Origin of the sequence: Streptomyces cyaneofuscatus, assembly GCF_042718795.1 — a bacterium.
Classification (GTDB): Bacteria; Actinomycetota; Actinomycetes; order Streptomycetales; family Streptomycetaceae; genus Streptomyces; species Streptomyces cyaneofuscatus_A.
This window is the reverse complement of sequence record NZ_JBHXOX010000001.1, coordinates 114,505-129,300: the sequence shown is the minus strand read 5'-3', so window position 1 is coordinate 129,300 and position 14,796 is coordinate 114,505. Positions and strand designations below refer to the sequence as shown.

Annotated in this window: 13 protein-coding genes and 1 pseudogene; 6 read left to right on the top strand and 8 right to left on the bottom strand. The window is 71.6% G+C overall.

The window, feature by feature from the left end; all coding sequences use genetic code 11:
- Positions 1-394: 394 nt before the first annotated feature.
- Positions 395-646 (top strand): hypothetical protein, encoded by a 252-nt coding sequence (locus tag ACFWRT_RS00605; RefSeq protein WP_380948818.1) that lies wholly within the window; start codon positions 395-397, stop codon positions 644-646.
- A 454-nt stretch (positions 647-1,100) separates the two neighbouring features.
- Here the strand turns inward: ACFWRT_RS00605 and ACFWRT_RS00600 are convergent, their stop codons facing one another.
- The gene (locus tag ACFWRT_RS00600) at positions 1,101-1,757 is read right to left on the bottom strand and encodes a fasciclin domain-containing protein (RefSeq protein ID WP_380948817.1); all 657 of its coding nucleotides are present in this window, start codon (positions 1,755-1,757) and stop codon (positions 1,101-1,103) included.
- Positions 1,758-3,076: 1,319 nt separating this feature from the next.
- Between ACFWRT_RS00600 and ACFWRT_RS00595 the strand changes: the two are divergent.
- The 3 genes and pseudogenes from ACFWRT_RS00595 to ACFWRT_RS00585 form a co-directional block, all read left to right on the top strand.
- A pseudogene (locus tag ACFWRT_RS00595) lies at positions 3,077-3,709 on the top strand (NAD-dependent epimerase/dehydratase family protein); the annotation flags it as partial.
- Between the two features lie 105 nt (positions 3,710-3,814).
- Positions 3,815-4,240 carry an aspartate 1-decarboxylase gene (gene panD, locus ACFWRT_RS00590; RefSeq protein WP_380948816.1) on the top strand — a complete coding sequence of 142 codons (426 nt, stop codon included), beginning with the start codon at positions 3,815-3,817 and terminating at the stop codon, positions 4,238-4,240.
- Positions 4,241-4,281: 41 nt separating this feature from the next.
- The gene (locus ACFWRT_RS00585) at positions 4,282-4,635 is read left to right on the top strand and encodes a GNAT family N-acetyltransferase (RefSeq protein ID WP_380948815.1); all 354 of its coding nucleotides are present in this window, start codon (positions 4,282-4,284) and stop codon (positions 4,633-4,635) included.
- A gap of 35 nt (positions 4,636-4,670) precedes the next feature.
- Here ACFWRT_RS00585 and ACFWRT_RS00580 read toward each other — a convergent pair whose 3' ends face one another.
- Positions 4,671-5,441: a PIG-L family deacetylase gene (locus tag ACFWRT_RS00580; RefSeq protein WP_380948814.1), complete on the bottom strand. Its 771-nt coding sequence runs from the start codon at positions 5,439-5,441 to the stop codon at positions 4,671-4,673.
- 241 nt (positions 5,442-5,682) lie between these two features.
- Between ACFWRT_RS00580 and ACFWRT_RS00575 the strand changes: the two genes are divergently transcribed.
- The gene (locus ACFWRT_RS00575; RefSeq protein WP_380948813.1) at positions 5,683-5,895 is read left to right on the top strand and encodes a hypothetical protein; all 213 of its coding nucleotides are present in this window, start codon (positions 5,683-5,685) and stop codon (positions 5,893-5,895) included.
- A 34-nt stretch (positions 5,896-5,929) separates the two neighbouring features.
- Here ACFWRT_RS00575 and ACFWRT_RS00570 read toward each other — a convergent pair whose 3' ends face one another.
- From ACFWRT_RS00570 to ACFWRT_RS00550, 5 genes are all read right to left on the bottom strand, one after another.
- Positions 5,930-7,321 carry a type III PLP-dependent enzyme domain-containing protein gene (locus ACFWRT_RS00570; protein WP_380948812.1) on the bottom strand — a complete coding sequence of 464 codons (1,392 nt, stop codon included), beginning with the start codon at positions 7,319-7,321 and terminating at the stop codon, positions 5,930-5,932.
- 26 nt (positions 7,322-7,347) lie between these two features.
- A complete protein-coding gene (locus ACFWRT_RS00565; RefSeq protein ID WP_380948811.1) occupies positions 7,348-8,145 on the bottom strand; it encodes a family 1 encapsulin nanocompartment shell protein in 798 nt (265 codons plus the stop codon).
- On the bottom strand, positions 8,145-9,269 hold the full coding sequence (locus ACFWRT_RS00560; protein WP_380948810.1) for a Dyp-type peroxidase: 1,125 nt from the start codon (positions 9,267-9,269) through the stop codon (positions 8,145-8,147). Before ACFWRT_RS00560 ends, ACFWRT_RS00565 begins: the two co-directional genes overlap by 1 nt.
- A gap of 165 nt (positions 9,270-9,434) precedes the next feature.
- Positions 9,435-10,877: an NADP-dependent phosphogluconate dehydrogenase gene (gene gndA, locus ACFWRT_RS00555; RefSeq protein ID WP_380948809.1), complete on the bottom strand. Its 1,443-nt coding sequence runs from the start codon at positions 10,875-10,877 to the stop codon at positions 9,435-9,437.
- 86 nt (positions 10,878-10,963) lie between these two features.
- Positions 10,964-11,563: a DUF5709 domain-containing protein gene (locus tag ACFWRT_RS00550; protein ID WP_380948808.1), complete on the bottom strand. Its 600-nt coding sequence runs from the start codon at positions 11,561-11,563 to the stop codon at positions 10,964-10,966.
- A gap of 526 nt (positions 11,564-12,089) precedes the next feature.
- On the opposite strand from ACFWRT_RS00550, the gene ACFWRT_RS00545 reads away from it, so the two are divergent.
- Positions 12,090-13,694: a carboxylesterase/lipase family protein gene (locus ACFWRT_RS00545; protein ID WP_380948807.1), complete on the top strand. Its 1,605-nt coding sequence runs from the start codon at positions 12,090-12,092 to the stop codon at positions 13,692-13,694.
- 43 nt (positions 13,695-13,737) lie between these two features.
- Here the strand turns inward: ACFWRT_RS00545 and ACFWRT_RS00540 are convergent, their stop codons facing one another.
- Positions 13,738-14,769, bottom strand: coding sequence for an SCO7460 family lipoprotein (locus ACFWRT_RS00540; protein ID WP_380948806.1), 1,032 nt, complete (start codon positions 14,767-14,769; stop codon positions 13,738-13,740).
- Positions 14,770-14,796: the final 27 nt, after the last annotated feature.

Genomic DNA, 14,796 nt, shown 5'->3' with positions numbered 1-14,796 from the left:
GATCAAGAAGTCATCGGCGGCCAGATGCCCCCATACACCCGGGAGTGCAGCTGAGTTGTGCTCCGTCGTCGCGATGAAGTCGAGCCCGGCGGCGCGCGCCTGAACGGCCAACTCCTCGGGGGTGAGTTCCCCGTCCTAGTGGACGGAGTGGACATGGCGGTCCCGGCGGTACCAGGCCGACCCACGTCCGACCGCACGCGCCGGCGGGAAGCTCGAACTCGACAAGGTTCTCCTCCCAGAGTCCTGTCAAGCCAACGTCCCAAGCGGGGCAACCTGTTCCACCGCCCGCAGAGCACGATCTCGGTCGAGACGTCAGACCAAGATCTCGTTCTGAAACGATCAGTAAGCCTCCAGTGCAGACCAGCAGCTGTTACGTCCATCGAAAGGTGCTTTCATGCTTCGTCGTATCGCGTTCACCCTGGCCTCCGTGGCCGCCGTCGGTTTCGTCGCTGCCGCCCCCGCCGTCGCCAACGACTGGGAGGGCGGCAAGACCGTCGCCGGCTACCAGCACGTCGAGGGCCACAAGGCGAGCGCGGAGTACCTGAACCTCGGTGGACCGCACGGCATCACCCATGCCAAGGAGAAGAAGATCCACTTCGCGGCCGAGCGCGGCTACTTCTACAACCAGTACCTGCACGGCCGCTAGTCTGCGCCGAGTGTGGGGCCTGCCCTTCGGGAGGCGGGCCCCACGTGCGTGCTCCTCAGCGCCGTGCTGGCCGTCGGGCCGCATCGTTTGCTTCACGTGGCGCAGGCCGCCAGGTGCCCGGTCTCCCGCAGCTCGCCGACCTACGCTGCCCCGCGCCCGCTCGTGCGTCCCGGCAGCCGTGAGCCCGCCGGAGGCGACCGCCCCCGGCCCGGCCGCCTTCTACCGGGGCATACAGGGCGGGAACCTGTGCTTGCTGGCGCGGTGCACGGTCGGCGATTCCGGACCCGGAGCTCACCTGGGCCCCAGCAACACCCAGGGGTTCACCCTCTGCCTGCTCGTCCTGTGCACCGTCCGCCCCTGATCGGCACCGGACATGAGCGGACCCCGAGTCGGTGAAGATGACTCGGGGCCCGGCGCGTTCCAGCTCCCTCACGCAGGGCGTGGGGAGGAGGGCTCAGCTCTTGGGCATGAGGACGGTGTCGACGATGTAGACGGTGGCGTTGGCGGTGGGGACGTTGCCGCAGACGACCTTGGAGGTGTCGTTGACGGTGTAGTTCTCGCCGGAGCCCTTGGTGGTGAGAGGGGACTTCTGGAGGGTGTCGTAGGTGCCGCTCTCCAACTGCATGGGGGAGAGCTTCTCGCCGACGACGTGGTAGGTGAGGATGTTGGTGAGCATCTCCTTGTCGGCCAGGACCTTGTCCAGGTCGGCCTTCGGGATCTTGGCGAAGGCGTCGTTGGTCGGGGCGAACACGGTGATGTTCTGAGCGTTGTTGAGGGTGTCGACGAGGCCGGCCTTCTTCACCGCCGTGACCAGGGTGGACAGGGCCGGGTTGTTCGAGGCGGCGGTGGCGACCGGGTCCTGGGCCATGCCGTCGAAGGAACCCGCGCCGTCCTCGGGGACGGACGCGCAGGCCGGACCGAACGGGCCGTCCGCAGGCATCGCGCCCTCGGCCGGTGTGCTGGACTGCTCCTCAGCGGGGGCGGAGCTCGAGGACTTGTCCGCGGCGGCGTCGGAGGAGCTGTCGTCCCCGCCGCAGGCGGTCAGCGTCAGGGGCAGGACGGCGGCAGCGGTGAGGGCGAGAGCGGCGCGGCGGTAACGGAAGGCGGTCAAGGCATTCTCCTGTGTGTTCGATCGGTAGCACTACGTGTTCATTGTTGGATAGGCATCGGCGAGGTATTCCGATGTTCCGCAATGCTGACGTCAGGCCAGGTGCCCCCGGCCCAGGGCGGCTCGGGTCAGACCGCTGGTCCCTGGAGAGGCTGGGGGGCGGCGTCCGCTGTGCGGCGGATCAGTCGTGCGGCTCTGATCGTCATGTCAGCTATTCGGGGCTGCCACGAAGACGGATTGGTCGGTAGGCGAGAAAATTCGTCCGTCGCGCCCCGGGCGTCCGGCCTCGATGGAGTTGGCCCGTCCGGGTGTCATGCCGGGATCGACCAATCCAAGGCTGCCGCCGTGACGAATAGCCGGATGTGAGCGGGCGTCAGGAGGAGGCCCCGCTCACGACGAGGGTTCCCCGCCGGCTGCGTGGAACCTCATCTCGCCCTTCACGGCGAAAGGCCGGTGGAGGGCGGCTGTTGTGGGGCGCCACTCTCCTGGGCGCCCCACAACGGACCGACCGGCCCCCAAGGGTGTCCCCCGTAAAACGATCACGTGAGTCGACAGTCCCCGTTCGGACGGCGACGATGAGCCCCTCTGGTCGGCTGACCGCTGCCGAACCGTTGTCTCGTGAGTGGGCCGGGGCCCGGCCGCGGGAGCAGGCCGCGTATCAGGCGGCTGCTCTCCTCTACGACCTGCCAGGCTGCTTGAGGAGGTACTGCGACGGGCGTACGCCGGCACCGTGGCTCGACCAGCTTCTGGTGTCGGTCAGGCTCTCGTGCGGCTGCGGGCTGCCTGATGAAACGCATCCTGATCGCGCAAATGCGTTCAGCGGTTGTCACCGTCGCCCTGACGGCGGCGCTGTCCTCGGTCATGCCTGCTTCGGCGGGCGCCTGGGCGGCCGGCCCGTCGTCCGCCTGGCCGACGTCGATGACTTGACCGCCCAGGCACAGAGCACCGGCTCGTTCCCCAGGAACCCCCAGGTCACCGACGCGGTCCTGTCTCTTGACCAGCGCTGACGCGCTTCACGTCGGGCCGGGAGGACAAGCGCTTCTGCGGGGCGCCCCAGGAGTGGCGCCCCGCAGACGCTGTTCCTCACAGCCGTCACCGCGGGAAACGGGTGCGGCGTCCATCTTTGTCGGTGCCGCTGTGTACGGCGCACCTTCCGAACGACCGCACAACGGGCATTCGGCACAGGGCGGATGGTGGATCGGTCCCCGCGGTGACTTCTCACCGATCTTTGTGGCACGTCCGCGCTGATGAGTGTGGCGTGGACGACGAGGTTGTCCCGGTGTTCGCCGCGGTCGCGGTCGTAGGCACCGGAGCAGCTCTGCCTCGCCTGCGCCGAGCGCCCTGGCGGCCGCAGCGTCGCCGCCCTGCGGTACTTCACCGTCTACGGCCCTCCCCGGCAGCGCGCCGACATGTTCACCCACGGCGCCCTGTACGCCGCCCCGACCGGGAAGCCCCTGCGCCTGTACGGAGACGGCCACCAGTGCCGCGACCTCACCTACATCGACGACGTGGTCACCGCCACGATCGCCGCCGGCGCCGTCCCGAACGCGCACGGCACCATCAATGTCGGCGGCGGCTCGAACACATCGCTGCTGGACGGGGTCAACATCGCCAACAGACTCACCGGCCGCGAGATCCAGCTCCATCAGGACCACGTGCGCAACGAGGACGTCCTCGTCACGCGCGCCGGCCTCAGCTGCCCGACGGCCAGGATGTCGTCCTGGTCGACATCGGCGGGTACTTCGCGGCCAGACTCGACAGAGGAGCATTCTGGGGTTGTGGGGGCACGCGGCCGCCACCAACGCGTCCGGGTGATGGTGATCACGGGACCCGCGGAGGAGGGATGCGTAGGCTTGTGGAGTGGTTGCGGCAGAGCCCGCTGGATCAGCGGAACCCTCCCACGGCTAGCTGGCGAAGCGTCAGGAAAGTCAGCAAGAGGTCAGCATGAATCCTGAAGGACCCGGGGAACGCTGCCCGGACACGCGACTCGTTGTAGGGTGAGAAAACAGCCCTTGACCTGCAAAAAAGCAGGCAGGGAGCCTATCACCAGGAGTACCTCGATGCTACGTACGATGTTCAAGTCCAAGATCCACCGGGCCACCGTCACCCAGGCCGACCTGCACTACGTCGGTTCCGTGACGATCGACGCCGACCTGATGGACGCCGCCGACCTGCTGCCCGGCGAACTGGTCCATATCGTTGACATCGACAACGGCGCCCGCCTGGAGACGTACGTCATCGAGGGCGAGCGCGGCTCCGGTGTCATCGGGATCAACGGCGCCGCCGCACACCTCGTGCACCCCGGTGACCTGGTCATCCTGATCAGCTACGCACAGGTCGAGGACGCCGAGGCCCGCGCGTTCACCCCGAAGGTCGTCCATGTCGACACGGACAACCGGATCGTGGCGCTCGGCACCGACGCGTCCGCCCCGGTGCCCGGGACCCGTACGGAGCGGAGCCCGCACGCGGTCGTCGCGGGCGGCTGAACCGGCCGCCCGTGCCCACGGAACGAGGAGAGCTGAAGCCCATGGCGGAGAACGCTGCTGTAGAGATCAGCGACGACCGGGAGCGCGGCACGCTCACGGCCTTCGAGGAGGGGAAGGCCGCCGGAACCATCGCGTACTTCGTCATGGAGCCCGCCCCGGGTGCGCTCGTGGCCGTCCATACGGTGGTCCGCCCCGAGCACGAGGGCAAGGGCATCGCCGGAGCCCTCGTCCGGAAGTTCTACGCCATCGCCGCCCAGGAGGGCGTCCCCGTCGTGCCCCTGTGCCCGTACGCGGCGAAGTGGGCGCAGCGCCACCCCGACGAGGCACCCGCGGCTCCGGAGGGGCTCGTACGGGAGGCGGAGCGGGAGCTCAAGGACCATCCCGAGCTGTTCTGAGGGGAGGGGGAGGAGCGGCGGGCGTCCGCCGCTCCTCACGCGGTCAGTGACGTGTCCGCCGCGCCGCGGAGCGCGAGGTCCTGGCGGATGTACCACTCCGTGCGCAGCACCTGGTGCTGAACGTCCGGCGGCAGAGCGGCGATCCGGCCGGGAGCGGCGCCTCGTGCCACCTCGCTGCGGTGGGCGAGGATCGCCGCGAGCTTCTGCGGGAGCCAGGGCGCGACATCGACCGTCGTGGTGATCCACGCGTCGTCCGAGACGTGGAACGCCTCGGTGGGCGTGCCCGGCCGGCCCAGGCGCCTGCCCACCTCCTCGGCGGCCGAACGCGGGTGCGTGGCCAGGTAGAGGGCGCTCGGCTGCCACGGTTCGCCGGCCTCGGGGAAGAGCCGGGCGAGCCCTGCCGCCCGGGCGGCCAGGGCGGTGACCCGGTAGGCGTGTACGTGGTCGGGGTGGCCGGTCATGCCGCCGTAGGCGTCCGGGGCGATCACCACCTGCGGCCGGACCGCACGGATGTGGGCCACCACGGCGCCCACCGCCTCGTCCAGCGGCGCGTCCACGAACCGGGGCCGGCCCGGGGCCGACTCCGGCACCCGCGCGTCCGCGTAGCCGAGGAGCCGCGGCGCTCCCGCGCCGAGGAACTCCAGGGCCCGCGCGAGCTCGGTGGCCCGGTGGCTTCCCTCCACCCAGGTCGCGGTGACCACAGCGGTCCGCGCGCCGGCCGCCGCGTGCCGGGCCAGTACGCCGCCCGAGAAGAGGGACTCGTCGTCCGGGTGTGCGTGGACGGCGAGCACGCTCGGCAGGGACATGGCGGAGGCCTTCCTGTCGGTGCAGTCGGGGCCGGTGCAGTCGGGGCCGGCGCGGGCGGGGCCTCACATCCGTGACCGGCACATCCCGCAGCAGGATATCGGCGTGGGGCACTGTGGTGGACCTGAAGGCCGTACTCCCTCGCCCGTCGTACGTGTGGACTCGACAGGCGGGGGCAGCCGCACCGGGAGACGGTGGAGGAAAGCTCCATCTGTCCGTTTCATGTCGTTGTGGAGGATCGAAATGACCCACCCGTACCCCGACCCCGTACCGCCGTCGCCGACGCCTCCGCCCGTGCCGGGTCCGCCCACCCCCGTGCCGAGCCCGCCGCCCGTGCCGCCGGGCCCCGCCCCGGTGCCGCCCGGCCCGGCCCCGGACCCGATCCCGCAGCCTCCGGCGCCCGGGCCCGACCCCGTACCGGACCCGGAGCCGCAGCCCGAGCCCACCGGGCCGTAGCGGCGTCAGGGCAGATGGAGCGGGGTCTCCGTACCTACGGTGGCCCCGCTCGGCCCAGCCCCGTCAGCGCGTCCGCGTGCGCCAGGCCGCTCTCCGCGGCGATCGCGTCCATCGTCTGGGCCTCCCGTACCGTCGCGAACACCACCTCGCCCTCCGGCGCCGTCGAGCGGAAGCCGTACACCGCCGGGCGCGGCAGGCTGTTGTACGCCCACGGGGTGGAGAAGTAGTACGCCCCCGTGTCGTACAGGACGACGAAGTCGCCCTCGGCCAGCTCCGGCAGCTCCCGGCCGTGCGCCACCACATCGCCCGCGAAACAGCACGGCCCCGCGATGTCCTGGGCCAGCGGCCGTCCGCGTTTCGGCGAGCCGTCCTCCGCGAACGCCCCGACCCGCAGCGGCCAGGAGTCGGGCATGAAGACCGTACGGGTCGCGGTCTGCGCCCCCGCGTGGGTGAGCGTGATCCGGCGGCCGCCGGCGTCCTTCGTGTACTCCACCCGCGCCCCGATGAAGCCGTTCTTCGCGAGCAGCGACCGGCCGAACTCCGTCACGAGTCCGTACCGGCCGGAGAACAGCCCCGGAGCGGCCGCCGTCAGCGCGTCCACGTACGCGGAGTAGGTCGGGTGCGTGGTGTCGTCCGTGAAGTTGACCGGCAGCCCGCCACCGATGTCCAGGCTGGTCACCTGCCGGGTGCCGAGGCGTTCGTTGATCTCCTCGGCCAGCTCGTACGTCTGCGCCACGCCCGCTGCGATCAGCTCCAACGGGCAGCCCTGGGAGCCGACATGGGCGTGCAGGCGGGTCAGCCACGGGCGCGCCCCGAAGGCCCGTACGACTGCCTCGCGGGCGCCCGGATCACGGAGCGCCACCCCGAACTTCGAGGTGTCCGTCGCGGTGGACATCGGGCCGATCGCCCCGCCGCCCACCTGTGGGTTGACCCTCAGTCCGAGGACGGAGGGGGCATCGCGGTGCCGCAATGCGTCGATACGGTGGAGCTCGGCGATGCTGTCGGCGTTGACGGCCACCCCGAGGGCGAGCGCCAGCCGGATCTCCTCGCGGGTCTTGGCGGGGGAGTCCAGGACGATCGCCGCCGGCGCGAAACCGGCCTCGACGGCGAGCCGCAGCTCACCCGGGCTCGCCACCTCGCACCCCATGCCGCAGTTGGCGAGCAGCCGCAGGACCGGGACGAGGGAGGAGGCCTTGGCCGCGAAGGTGTGCAGCACACCGGGGCTGTGGGCGAACGCCTCCCGCAGCTCGGCGACGGACGACCGCACCCCGTCCGTGTCGACGAACCCGGCCACCGGACGGGACTCGCTCAACAGGCCCTGCCCGACGGCCGCCCGGACGGCCGCGTCGAAGCGGACGGCGGGCCGCCGGAGGGGTGGCGTCGGTGTCTGGGTCGTACGGCCGGAGTCGGTGATGACTGCCCCCACAGGTCTTCGGTGAAAGAGGCTGGACCTCAGGCGATGAGCCCCACCACCGCCTCCGGCGTCAGCATCCGGAACGTGAACGCCTGCTGGAAGTAGAGGTGGATGCCGGTCGCGTCATGGTCCGCGTAACCGATCGACAGGTCCTGGCCCAGGCAGAGTTCGAAGTCGCCGCCCCGGGTCGACAGCAGCACCCCGCCCTTGACGGCGGGCGCCCACAGGATCTCGCCGTCCACGATACGGGCCAGGTGCGTCTTGACCGGATAGCCGTGGTCCGACATCTCGGCGGCCTCGGTGAACGCGTCCGCGCCGAGCAGCAGCCGGTACGGTCCCTCGACACCGGCCAGCCGCAGCCGCGTCACCGCCTGGCTGACCGCCACCGGATAGTCCCGGGCATCGGCGGGCAGCGGCAGCGGGTCGTGCGAGGAGCCGTCCCGCAGACCGGTGATCCCGGCCGACGCGTACCCGTCGATGACCGCCATGTCCTCCGCGAACGCGCAGGTGCGCGCGGCGTCCTTGACGGGCTGCCAGTCGCTGTCGGCGGAGCCGCGCTCCACGTCGTCAACGGCCTGCCTGCTCACCGTGAACGGCACGCGCCACTCGATGACCGGCATCGATGTGCGCGCCCGGGCCACCACGTCCGGCGTGGGCGGGTCGATGTCCCGCAGATGGCCGTCACCGACCGCGGCCAGCGTCGGGCCGTCCGGATCGGAGACATCGACGACGCGCCGGCCCGCGACATGGCGGCGGAACGTACGCCGGGCCTCCTCCTCGATCTCGTCCCAGGCGGCGGGGGTGACCGGTGCGAGTTCGCGGTGTAGATTGTCCATCACTGGGCGCTTTCTTGCAGGCTGCCGATGCGCAGCGAACCGTGGTCCGAGCCGCCCGTCCCGTTTCCGTTTCCGTTTCCGTTTCCGTTTCCGTTTCCGGTTCCGGTTCCGGGGGAATCCTGCCGGACCGGTGCGGGCACCGGTTCCGGCCGGTCCTCAGCGCCGGCCTGGTCGGGCGGGGGCGGCGGATCGTCGAGGAACTCGGCGCGGGGGGCGAAGAAGAGGCCTCCGGTGACCGCCGTGGAGAAGTCGAGGATGCGGTCGTGGGTGCCGGGCGGATCGCCGAGGAACATGTTGCGGAGCATGCGTTCGGTGACGTCGGGGTCGGCCGCGTACCCGATGAAGTACGTGCCGAACTCGCCCTGACCGAAGTTCCCGAACGGCATGTTCGCCCGCAGGATGTCGCGTTCGGTGCCGTCCGGGTCGGTGATCGTGTTGAGCGCGAGATGGGAGTCGGCGGGCTTCTCGTCGTCGGGGAACTCCACGTCGTCGAGCTTCGTACGACCGATGACGCGTTCCTGCTCCTCCACGGAGAGCGCGTTCCAGGAGGTCAGGTCGTGCAGATACTTCTGCACGACGACGTAACTGCCGCCCTCGAACTCCGGATCGTCGTCCGCGCCGACCATCGCCGCCGAGCGGGCGTCGTCGCCCACCGGGTTCTCCGTACCGTCGACGAAGCCCAGCAGATCCCGGTGGTCCAGGTAGCGGAAGCCGTGCGTCTCGTCCACGATGCGCAGCGCCCCGCCGAGCTTGGTGAGCAACTGCGCCGCCCACGCGAAGCAGACGTCCATCCGCTCGGCCCGGATGTGCAGCAGCACATCCCCCGGGGTCGCCGGGGCGTGGTGGAGCCGGCCCCGCAGCTCCTGGAACGGGTGGAGGTGGGCGGGGCGCCCTCCGCCGAACAGGCGGTCCCAGACGGCGGAGCCGAACCCCGTCACGCAGGCGAGACCGGCGTCCGGGTAGCGGAAGCCGAGGGAGCGGGCGACGGCCGCCAGGTCCGGAAGCACCTCCCGTACGGCGTCCTCACCGCCCGGCTCGACCGTCCCGACCAGGAACAGCGCCGCATTGGTCAGCGGGGCCACGACGGGCTGGACGGCTACAGGGTCGGGGACGGCTGCGGACATGCGCGGCACTCCAGGCATCGGGTGAATCGCGTGTACAGGGCTCGCAGCCCACTAAGCCACGCCCCGTGGACAGCCGCACCCGGGGTGACCCGGCCGAGCCACCCCCGGGTGAGTCGGCCGAGCCACCCCGGGTGACCCGGGCGAGCCCCTCGGGGTGCGTACGCCTCAGCCCGCCTCGACCTCGGACCTGTCCCCGCCCCACAGCGTGTGGAACGACCCCTCCCGGTCCGTACGCCGGTAGGTGTGCGCCCCGAAGAAGTCCCGCTGCCCCTGCGTGAGCGCCGCCGGCAGCCGGTCCGCGCGCAACCCGTCGTAGTAGGACAGCGCGGCGGCGAAACCGGGCGTCGGCACGCCCTGGCGCGCCGCCTCCGCAACCACCGCCCGCCAGTCGTCCTGTGCGGCCCCGATCTCCCGCCCGAACTCCTCGTCCGACAGCAGGCTCACCAGCTCCGGCCGGGAGTCGTAGGCGGCCCGGATACGGTCCAGGAACGCCGCGCGGATGATGCAGCCCGCCCGCCAGATCGCCGCCACCGAACCGAGGTCGATGTCCCAGTCGTACGCCTCGCTGCCGGCCCTGATCTGGTGGAAGCCCTGCGTGTACGAGACGACCTTCGAGGCGTACAGGGCCTGCTCGACCCGGTCCGCGAACGCCGCCGCGTCCGCTCCCTCCAGCGGCTCCGCCACCGGCCCCGGCAGCTCCCGTGACGCCTCACGCAGGTCCACATGACCGGAGAGCGAGCGCGCGAAGACCGCTTCGGCGATCCCGGAGACGGGAACGCCCAGGTCGAGCGCGATCTGCACCGTCCACCGCCCGGTGCCCTTCTGCTCCGCGCGGTCCTGCACGACGTCGACGAACGGCTTGCCGGTGGCCGCGTCCGTATGGGCGAGGACCTCGGCGGTGATCTCGATGAGGTACGAGTCCAGCCGTCCGGTGTTCCAGCTCCGGAAGGTCTCGGCGATCTGCGCGGGGGAGTACCCGGCGATCCGGCGCAGCAGGTCGTACGCCTCGGCGATCAGCTGCATGTCCGCGTACTCGATGCCGTTGTGCACCATCTTCACGAAGTGCCCGGCCCCGTCGGGGCCGATGTGCGCGGTGCACGGGGTGCCGTCCTTCGCCTTCGCGGCGATCTTCTCCAGCATCGGGCCCAGCGACGCGTACGACTCGGCCGATCCGCCCGGCATGATGCTCGGGCCGTGGAGCGCGCCCTCCTCCCCGCCGGAGACGCCCGCCCCGACGAAGTGGATCCCGCGGTCCCGCAACTCCTTCTCCCGGCGGCGGGTGTCCTCGAAGTGGGCGTTGCCCCCGTCGATGATGACGTCGCCGTCCTCCAGCAGCGGCGCGAACTCCTGGATCACCGCGTCCGTGGGATCGCCGGCCTTCACCATGATCACCAGTCGCCGGGGGCGTTCCAGCGCCGCGACGAACTCCTCGGGGGAGTGCGCGGCGACGAACGTGCCCTCGTCACCGAACTCCTTCACGAGGGCGTCGGTCCGGGAGGCCGTGCGGTTGTGCACGGCGACGGTGAAGCCGTTGCGGGCGAAGTTCCGGGCCAGGTTGCGGCCCATCACCGCGAGTCCGGTGACGCCGATCTGGGCAGTGCCGCTCATCTGTGTGCTCCTGCGGTTCCGGGGGCGTTCGGGTCGGATTCCGGGGACGGTCGGGTCAAGGGGTACGGGGCGGGGGCCGGCGGCGTTCACGCGCCTTCGGTAGAGCCCTCGACGGCAGAGCCCTTGACGGAGGAGCTGTCAACAGAAGCGCCGTCCTTCGCGGCGCCGTCGACGAGCGCACCGTCGGCAACGAGCGCACCGTCGGGCAGCGAACCGTCCAGCAGGCTCTCGTCGTCCCCGTCCTCGGGGATCACGTGCATCGCGGCCTCCTCGGCCGACGCCGCCGCGCCGTCGATGCCCACATCGCTGGCGGTGAGCGTGGCCGGAACGCTGCCCTCCGCCTGCTGGGTCAGCCGCCCGGCACGGGCGACGCCGACCTTGCCGTCCCAGAGCTCGCCGTCCCCGCCCGCCAGGTCTCCCACACCGTCGCCGGTGAAACCGGGCGTCTCGGGAACCTCCCTGGTCAGCCGTGCTTCGAGCGACTCACCCGTGAGACTCTCGGCAGCTGTGGTACCGAGGCCCTCGACCACCCAGGGCCGGTCAGGCGGCGAATAGCCCTCGTCCAGCGGATCGCCGGTGCCGGAGGGGTCCAGCAGCGTGTCCTCGGCGCCGAGCTGTTCATCGGGGTCGGAAGCCTCCTGCTCCTGGGGCTGGTAGACGTCGTCCCCCCAGTCGGTGTCGCTCATGGCGCGCATCCTTTCCTCGGGAGAACCACTGTCCCCTGTACGCAATTCCACTCCGGTCCCGCTCCGGCCGCAAAGGGAAGATCGGATCTCGGCTCTCCGCCGTGGTGCGCAGGAAGGGTCCGTACGGAGGTCACGGCCCCGCCGTACGGGGGTGGGAGCCGGAACGACAGGGCTTCCGGCGAGAACCTCCGCCCCGGCATCCGCCGGAGCGGACCTACTGGGCGTGGCAGGACCACCACGTGCTGCAGCGCATCCCACGAGCTCGTCGGCGACGGGATTGCGGCCCTCCAGCGACATGGCGACCAGCGACACCGGCGACCAGCGACATGGCGACCGGGGACATGCCGACCGTGTGCGAACTGACCGGTCAGTAGGGGCAGCAGTCCGACGGGTCGGGGAGCACACCGAGCCCACCTCGCCCACCTGCGAAAATGCGTTGGCGCGACAGGCGGACGGGCTGACATCCTGCCCACCGCACGCCCGAACGCCGGGCGGCCGGGCGGAGCAGAGCGGGGGAGCGGCAGCCGTGGACGTGTTCACCACGAAGGCGGGGCAGGTGCGGGGGCGGCGTTCCGGACGGGATCCGGGGATCACCGCCGTACGCGGACTCCCTTACGCGGCACCGCCGTTCGGCGCCGACCGGTTCCGGGCGCCGCGTCCGGCGCAGCCCTGGGACGGCGTACGCGAGTGCACCGCGTTCGGCCCCGTGGCGCCCCAGTCAGCCGAACTGCCCGGCTCACCGGCCTGGTCGCCCGGCGACGAGGACATCCTCACGCTGAACATCTGGGCACCGGCGGACGGGCCCGGAGACCTGCCCGTGCTCGTCTGGATCCACGGCGGCGCGTACGTCTTCGGCTCCTCCGCCCAGCCCGACTTCGACGGCACCGCCCTCGCCGCCCGGGGGCTCGTCGTCGTCACGTTCAACCACCGCCTGGGCTTCGAGGGGTTCGGCCACGTTCCCGCCGACGGCGAGGGGCCCGCCTGTCCCGACAACCGAGGGCTGCTCGACCAGATCGCCGCCCTGGAATGGGTACGGGACAACATCGCCGCCTTCGGTGGCTCACCCGGGCGCGTCACCCTGGCCGGACAGTCCTCCGGTGCCACCTCCGCGGCCTGCCTGATAGCGACCGAACGGGCGCGCGGCCTGTTCCAGCGTGCCATCCTGCACAGCGCCGTCAACGCCTGCGCCACGGTCGAACAGGCGGCCCGCACCACTGCCGAGGTCGCGGCGGCGGCCGGCGTGCCCGCCACCCGCGCGGGGCTGCTCGCCGCGTCACCGCAGACGCTGGTGAGCGCAGCCGACCGGGTCGTCGACCGGTACCGGCAGGACCCCGGCTCCGGGCGGCGCCACTACGATCCGGCGATCTACGGGCCCGTCGCCGACGGGGACCTGCTGCCCTCCGACCCGCTGGAGGCGTGGGCCGCCGGAGCCGGGGCCGAGGTGGAGCTGCTGGTCTGCCACACGACGGAGGAGTACTGGCTCCTGGACGCTGTGGGGAGCAGCGCCCAGGTCACCACGGAACGGCAACTCGCCACGTTCGCCGAGGACTTCGGCCTGCCGTCCCACCTTGTCGACGGCTACCGCGACCGTATGCCGGACGCGCCCGTGCTCGACGTCTATCTCGCCCTGTACGGAGACCTCCTCTTCGCCGAATACAGCAGCCGGCTCGCCGAGACCCACGCCCGGGCCGGCGGACGGACCTACCTCTCCCGCTTCGACCGCCGGAGCGGCGGGACAGGCGGGAGCGGCGTGGACGGCAGGGGCGGCGAGGACGGCGGGAGCGGCGAGGACACCAGGGGCGGCGGAGACGGCGGGAGCGGCGGAGACGGCGGGCGAGTCCGGGCCTGGCACTGCGCGGACATCCCCTTCGCCTTCGGAAACCTCCACCAGGAGAGCCTCCATTTCCTGACCGGCGGCCCGCCCGGCCCGGCCGACCACGAGCTGGCGCACCGCATGACCGGCGCCTGGGCCGCGTTCGCCGCCCACGGGGACCCGGGCTGGGCCCCGCTGGACGGCGGCGGAGAAGCGACCGCGGTGCGGGTGTGGCGTATGACCGGGGAGGAGGCCCGGGAGACCGACGCCTGCCGCGACCTGTGGCGTGCGGCCGGCCTGCCCCTGCTGGCCCCCTGAGCCTCCAGGCCGAGACCCGGGGGCCTGCTGAGGCCCACCGCAGCTAGTACGGCGGCAACCGCAGCGCCCCCGTGCCGTCCCGCACGTCGTGCACGACGCGGATCTTCCCCACCGGGTTGCCGCGCTCGTCCGCCGTGACCAGGACCGCGTCGTCAGGGTTGACGCAGCGCCCCCGCTCACCTGGTTCCGGGCAGAACAGCAGGTAGCCGGTCTGCCGGTCGACCCGGCCCGGCTCCAGGCGCCACACCCACTGGTAGCTGCTCATGACCACGTCCGGGTATGTGGCGCGCAGCTCCTTCCGCACGGCGTCCTGGACCGTCTTCCCGAACGCCTCCCTCACCTTGAACGGCCGCACCACGCTGGCGCTGCCCGCCGTGTCCACCTGCCCGGCCCTGATGTCGTAACTGGCCGAGTGGTAGGTGTGCTTGGTGAGCGAGCCGAGGAGGTCGCTGCGGGTCAGCCGCATCATCGTGGGCCAGGAGTCCTTGCCCCGGTCGCGCTTGCCTGCGACGGCGGGGGAGACCACGTTCACGTGACTGGCCTTCGCCTTCGCGAGCGGGCTGTCGGCTCCGCTCGCCGTGACCCAGCGCTGGACGCAGTCCCCGATGTCGGCGAGCACCCGCCGCACGGTGGCGTCGGTCAACTCGGCGACCACGTACGGCGGTGTGCCGGTGGGGCCGAGGGCGATGACCTCGTAGCCGCACGCGTCGAAGGCGTCCCGCAGGGTGCGGAACGCCGCCGCGTCCGCCCGTCCGCGCGCCACCGCTTCCGTCAGGACCCCGGCGCACTCCTTGCCGTCGCAGGTGCCCTTGTCCGCATTGACGCGCAGCCGGACCACGGCGTCCCGGTCGTCGGCCACCGCGAAGGTGACCTCGGAGCCTCCGGTGCCCGGGAAGAGTGTGCGTGCCCCGATCGCCTTGATCTGACCGGGGAAGTGCCTGTCGGCCAGTTCCTCAGCCGCCCGCCGGTCCTCCTTGGTGGTGACCACCCCGCAGGCACCGGCCAGTGCGACCAGCGACCCCGCCAGTACGCAGGTGACGGCGGCTCTCCACTGTCTGCGGCGTGATCCGGCCATGGTCGGCTCCTCGGGGTGGTGCTGCCC

Bases quoted from the DNA above. Each gene is read 5' to 3' on its own strand.
- ACFWRT_RS00605 (WP_380948818.1), top strand. From the start codon at position 395: ATGCTTCGTCGTATCGCGTTCACCCTGGCCTCCGTGGCCGCCGTCGGT.
- panD (WP_380948816.1), top strand. From the start codon at position 3,815: ATGCTACGTACGATGTTCAAGTCCAAGATCCACCGGGCCACCGTCACC.
- ACFWRT_RS00585 (WP_380948815.1), top strand. From the start codon at position 4,282: ATGGCGGAGAACGCTGCTGTAGAGATCAGCGACGACCGGGAGCGCGGC.
- ACFWRT_RS00580 (WP_380948814.1), bottom strand. From the start codon at position 5,441: ATGTCCCTGCCGAGCGTGCTCGCCGTCCACGCACACCCGGACGACGAG.
- ACFWRT_RS00575 (WP_380948813.1), top strand. From the start codon at position 5,683: ATGACCCACCCGTACCCCGACCCCGTACCGCCGTCGCCGACGCCTCCG.
- ACFWRT_RS00565 (WP_380948811.1), bottom strand. From the start codon at position 8,145: ATGGACAATCTACACCGCGAACTCGCACCGGTCACCCCCGCCGCCTGG.
- ACFWRT_RS00560 (WP_380948810.1), bottom strand. From the start codon at position 9,269: ATGTCCGCAGCCGTCCCCGACCCTGTAGCCGTCCAGCCCGTCGTGGCC.
- gndA (WP_380948809.1), bottom strand. From the start codon at position 10,877: ATGAGCGGCACTGCCCAGATCGGCGTCACCGGACTCGCGGTGATGGGC.
- ACFWRT_RS00550 (WP_380948808.1), bottom strand. From the start codon at position 11,563: ATGAGCGACACCGACTGGGGGGACGACGTCTACCAGCCCCAGGAGCAG.
- ACFWRT_RS00540 (WP_380948806.1), bottom strand. From the start codon at position 14,769: ATGGCCGGATCACGCCGCAGACAGTGGAGAGCCGCCGTCACCTGCGTA.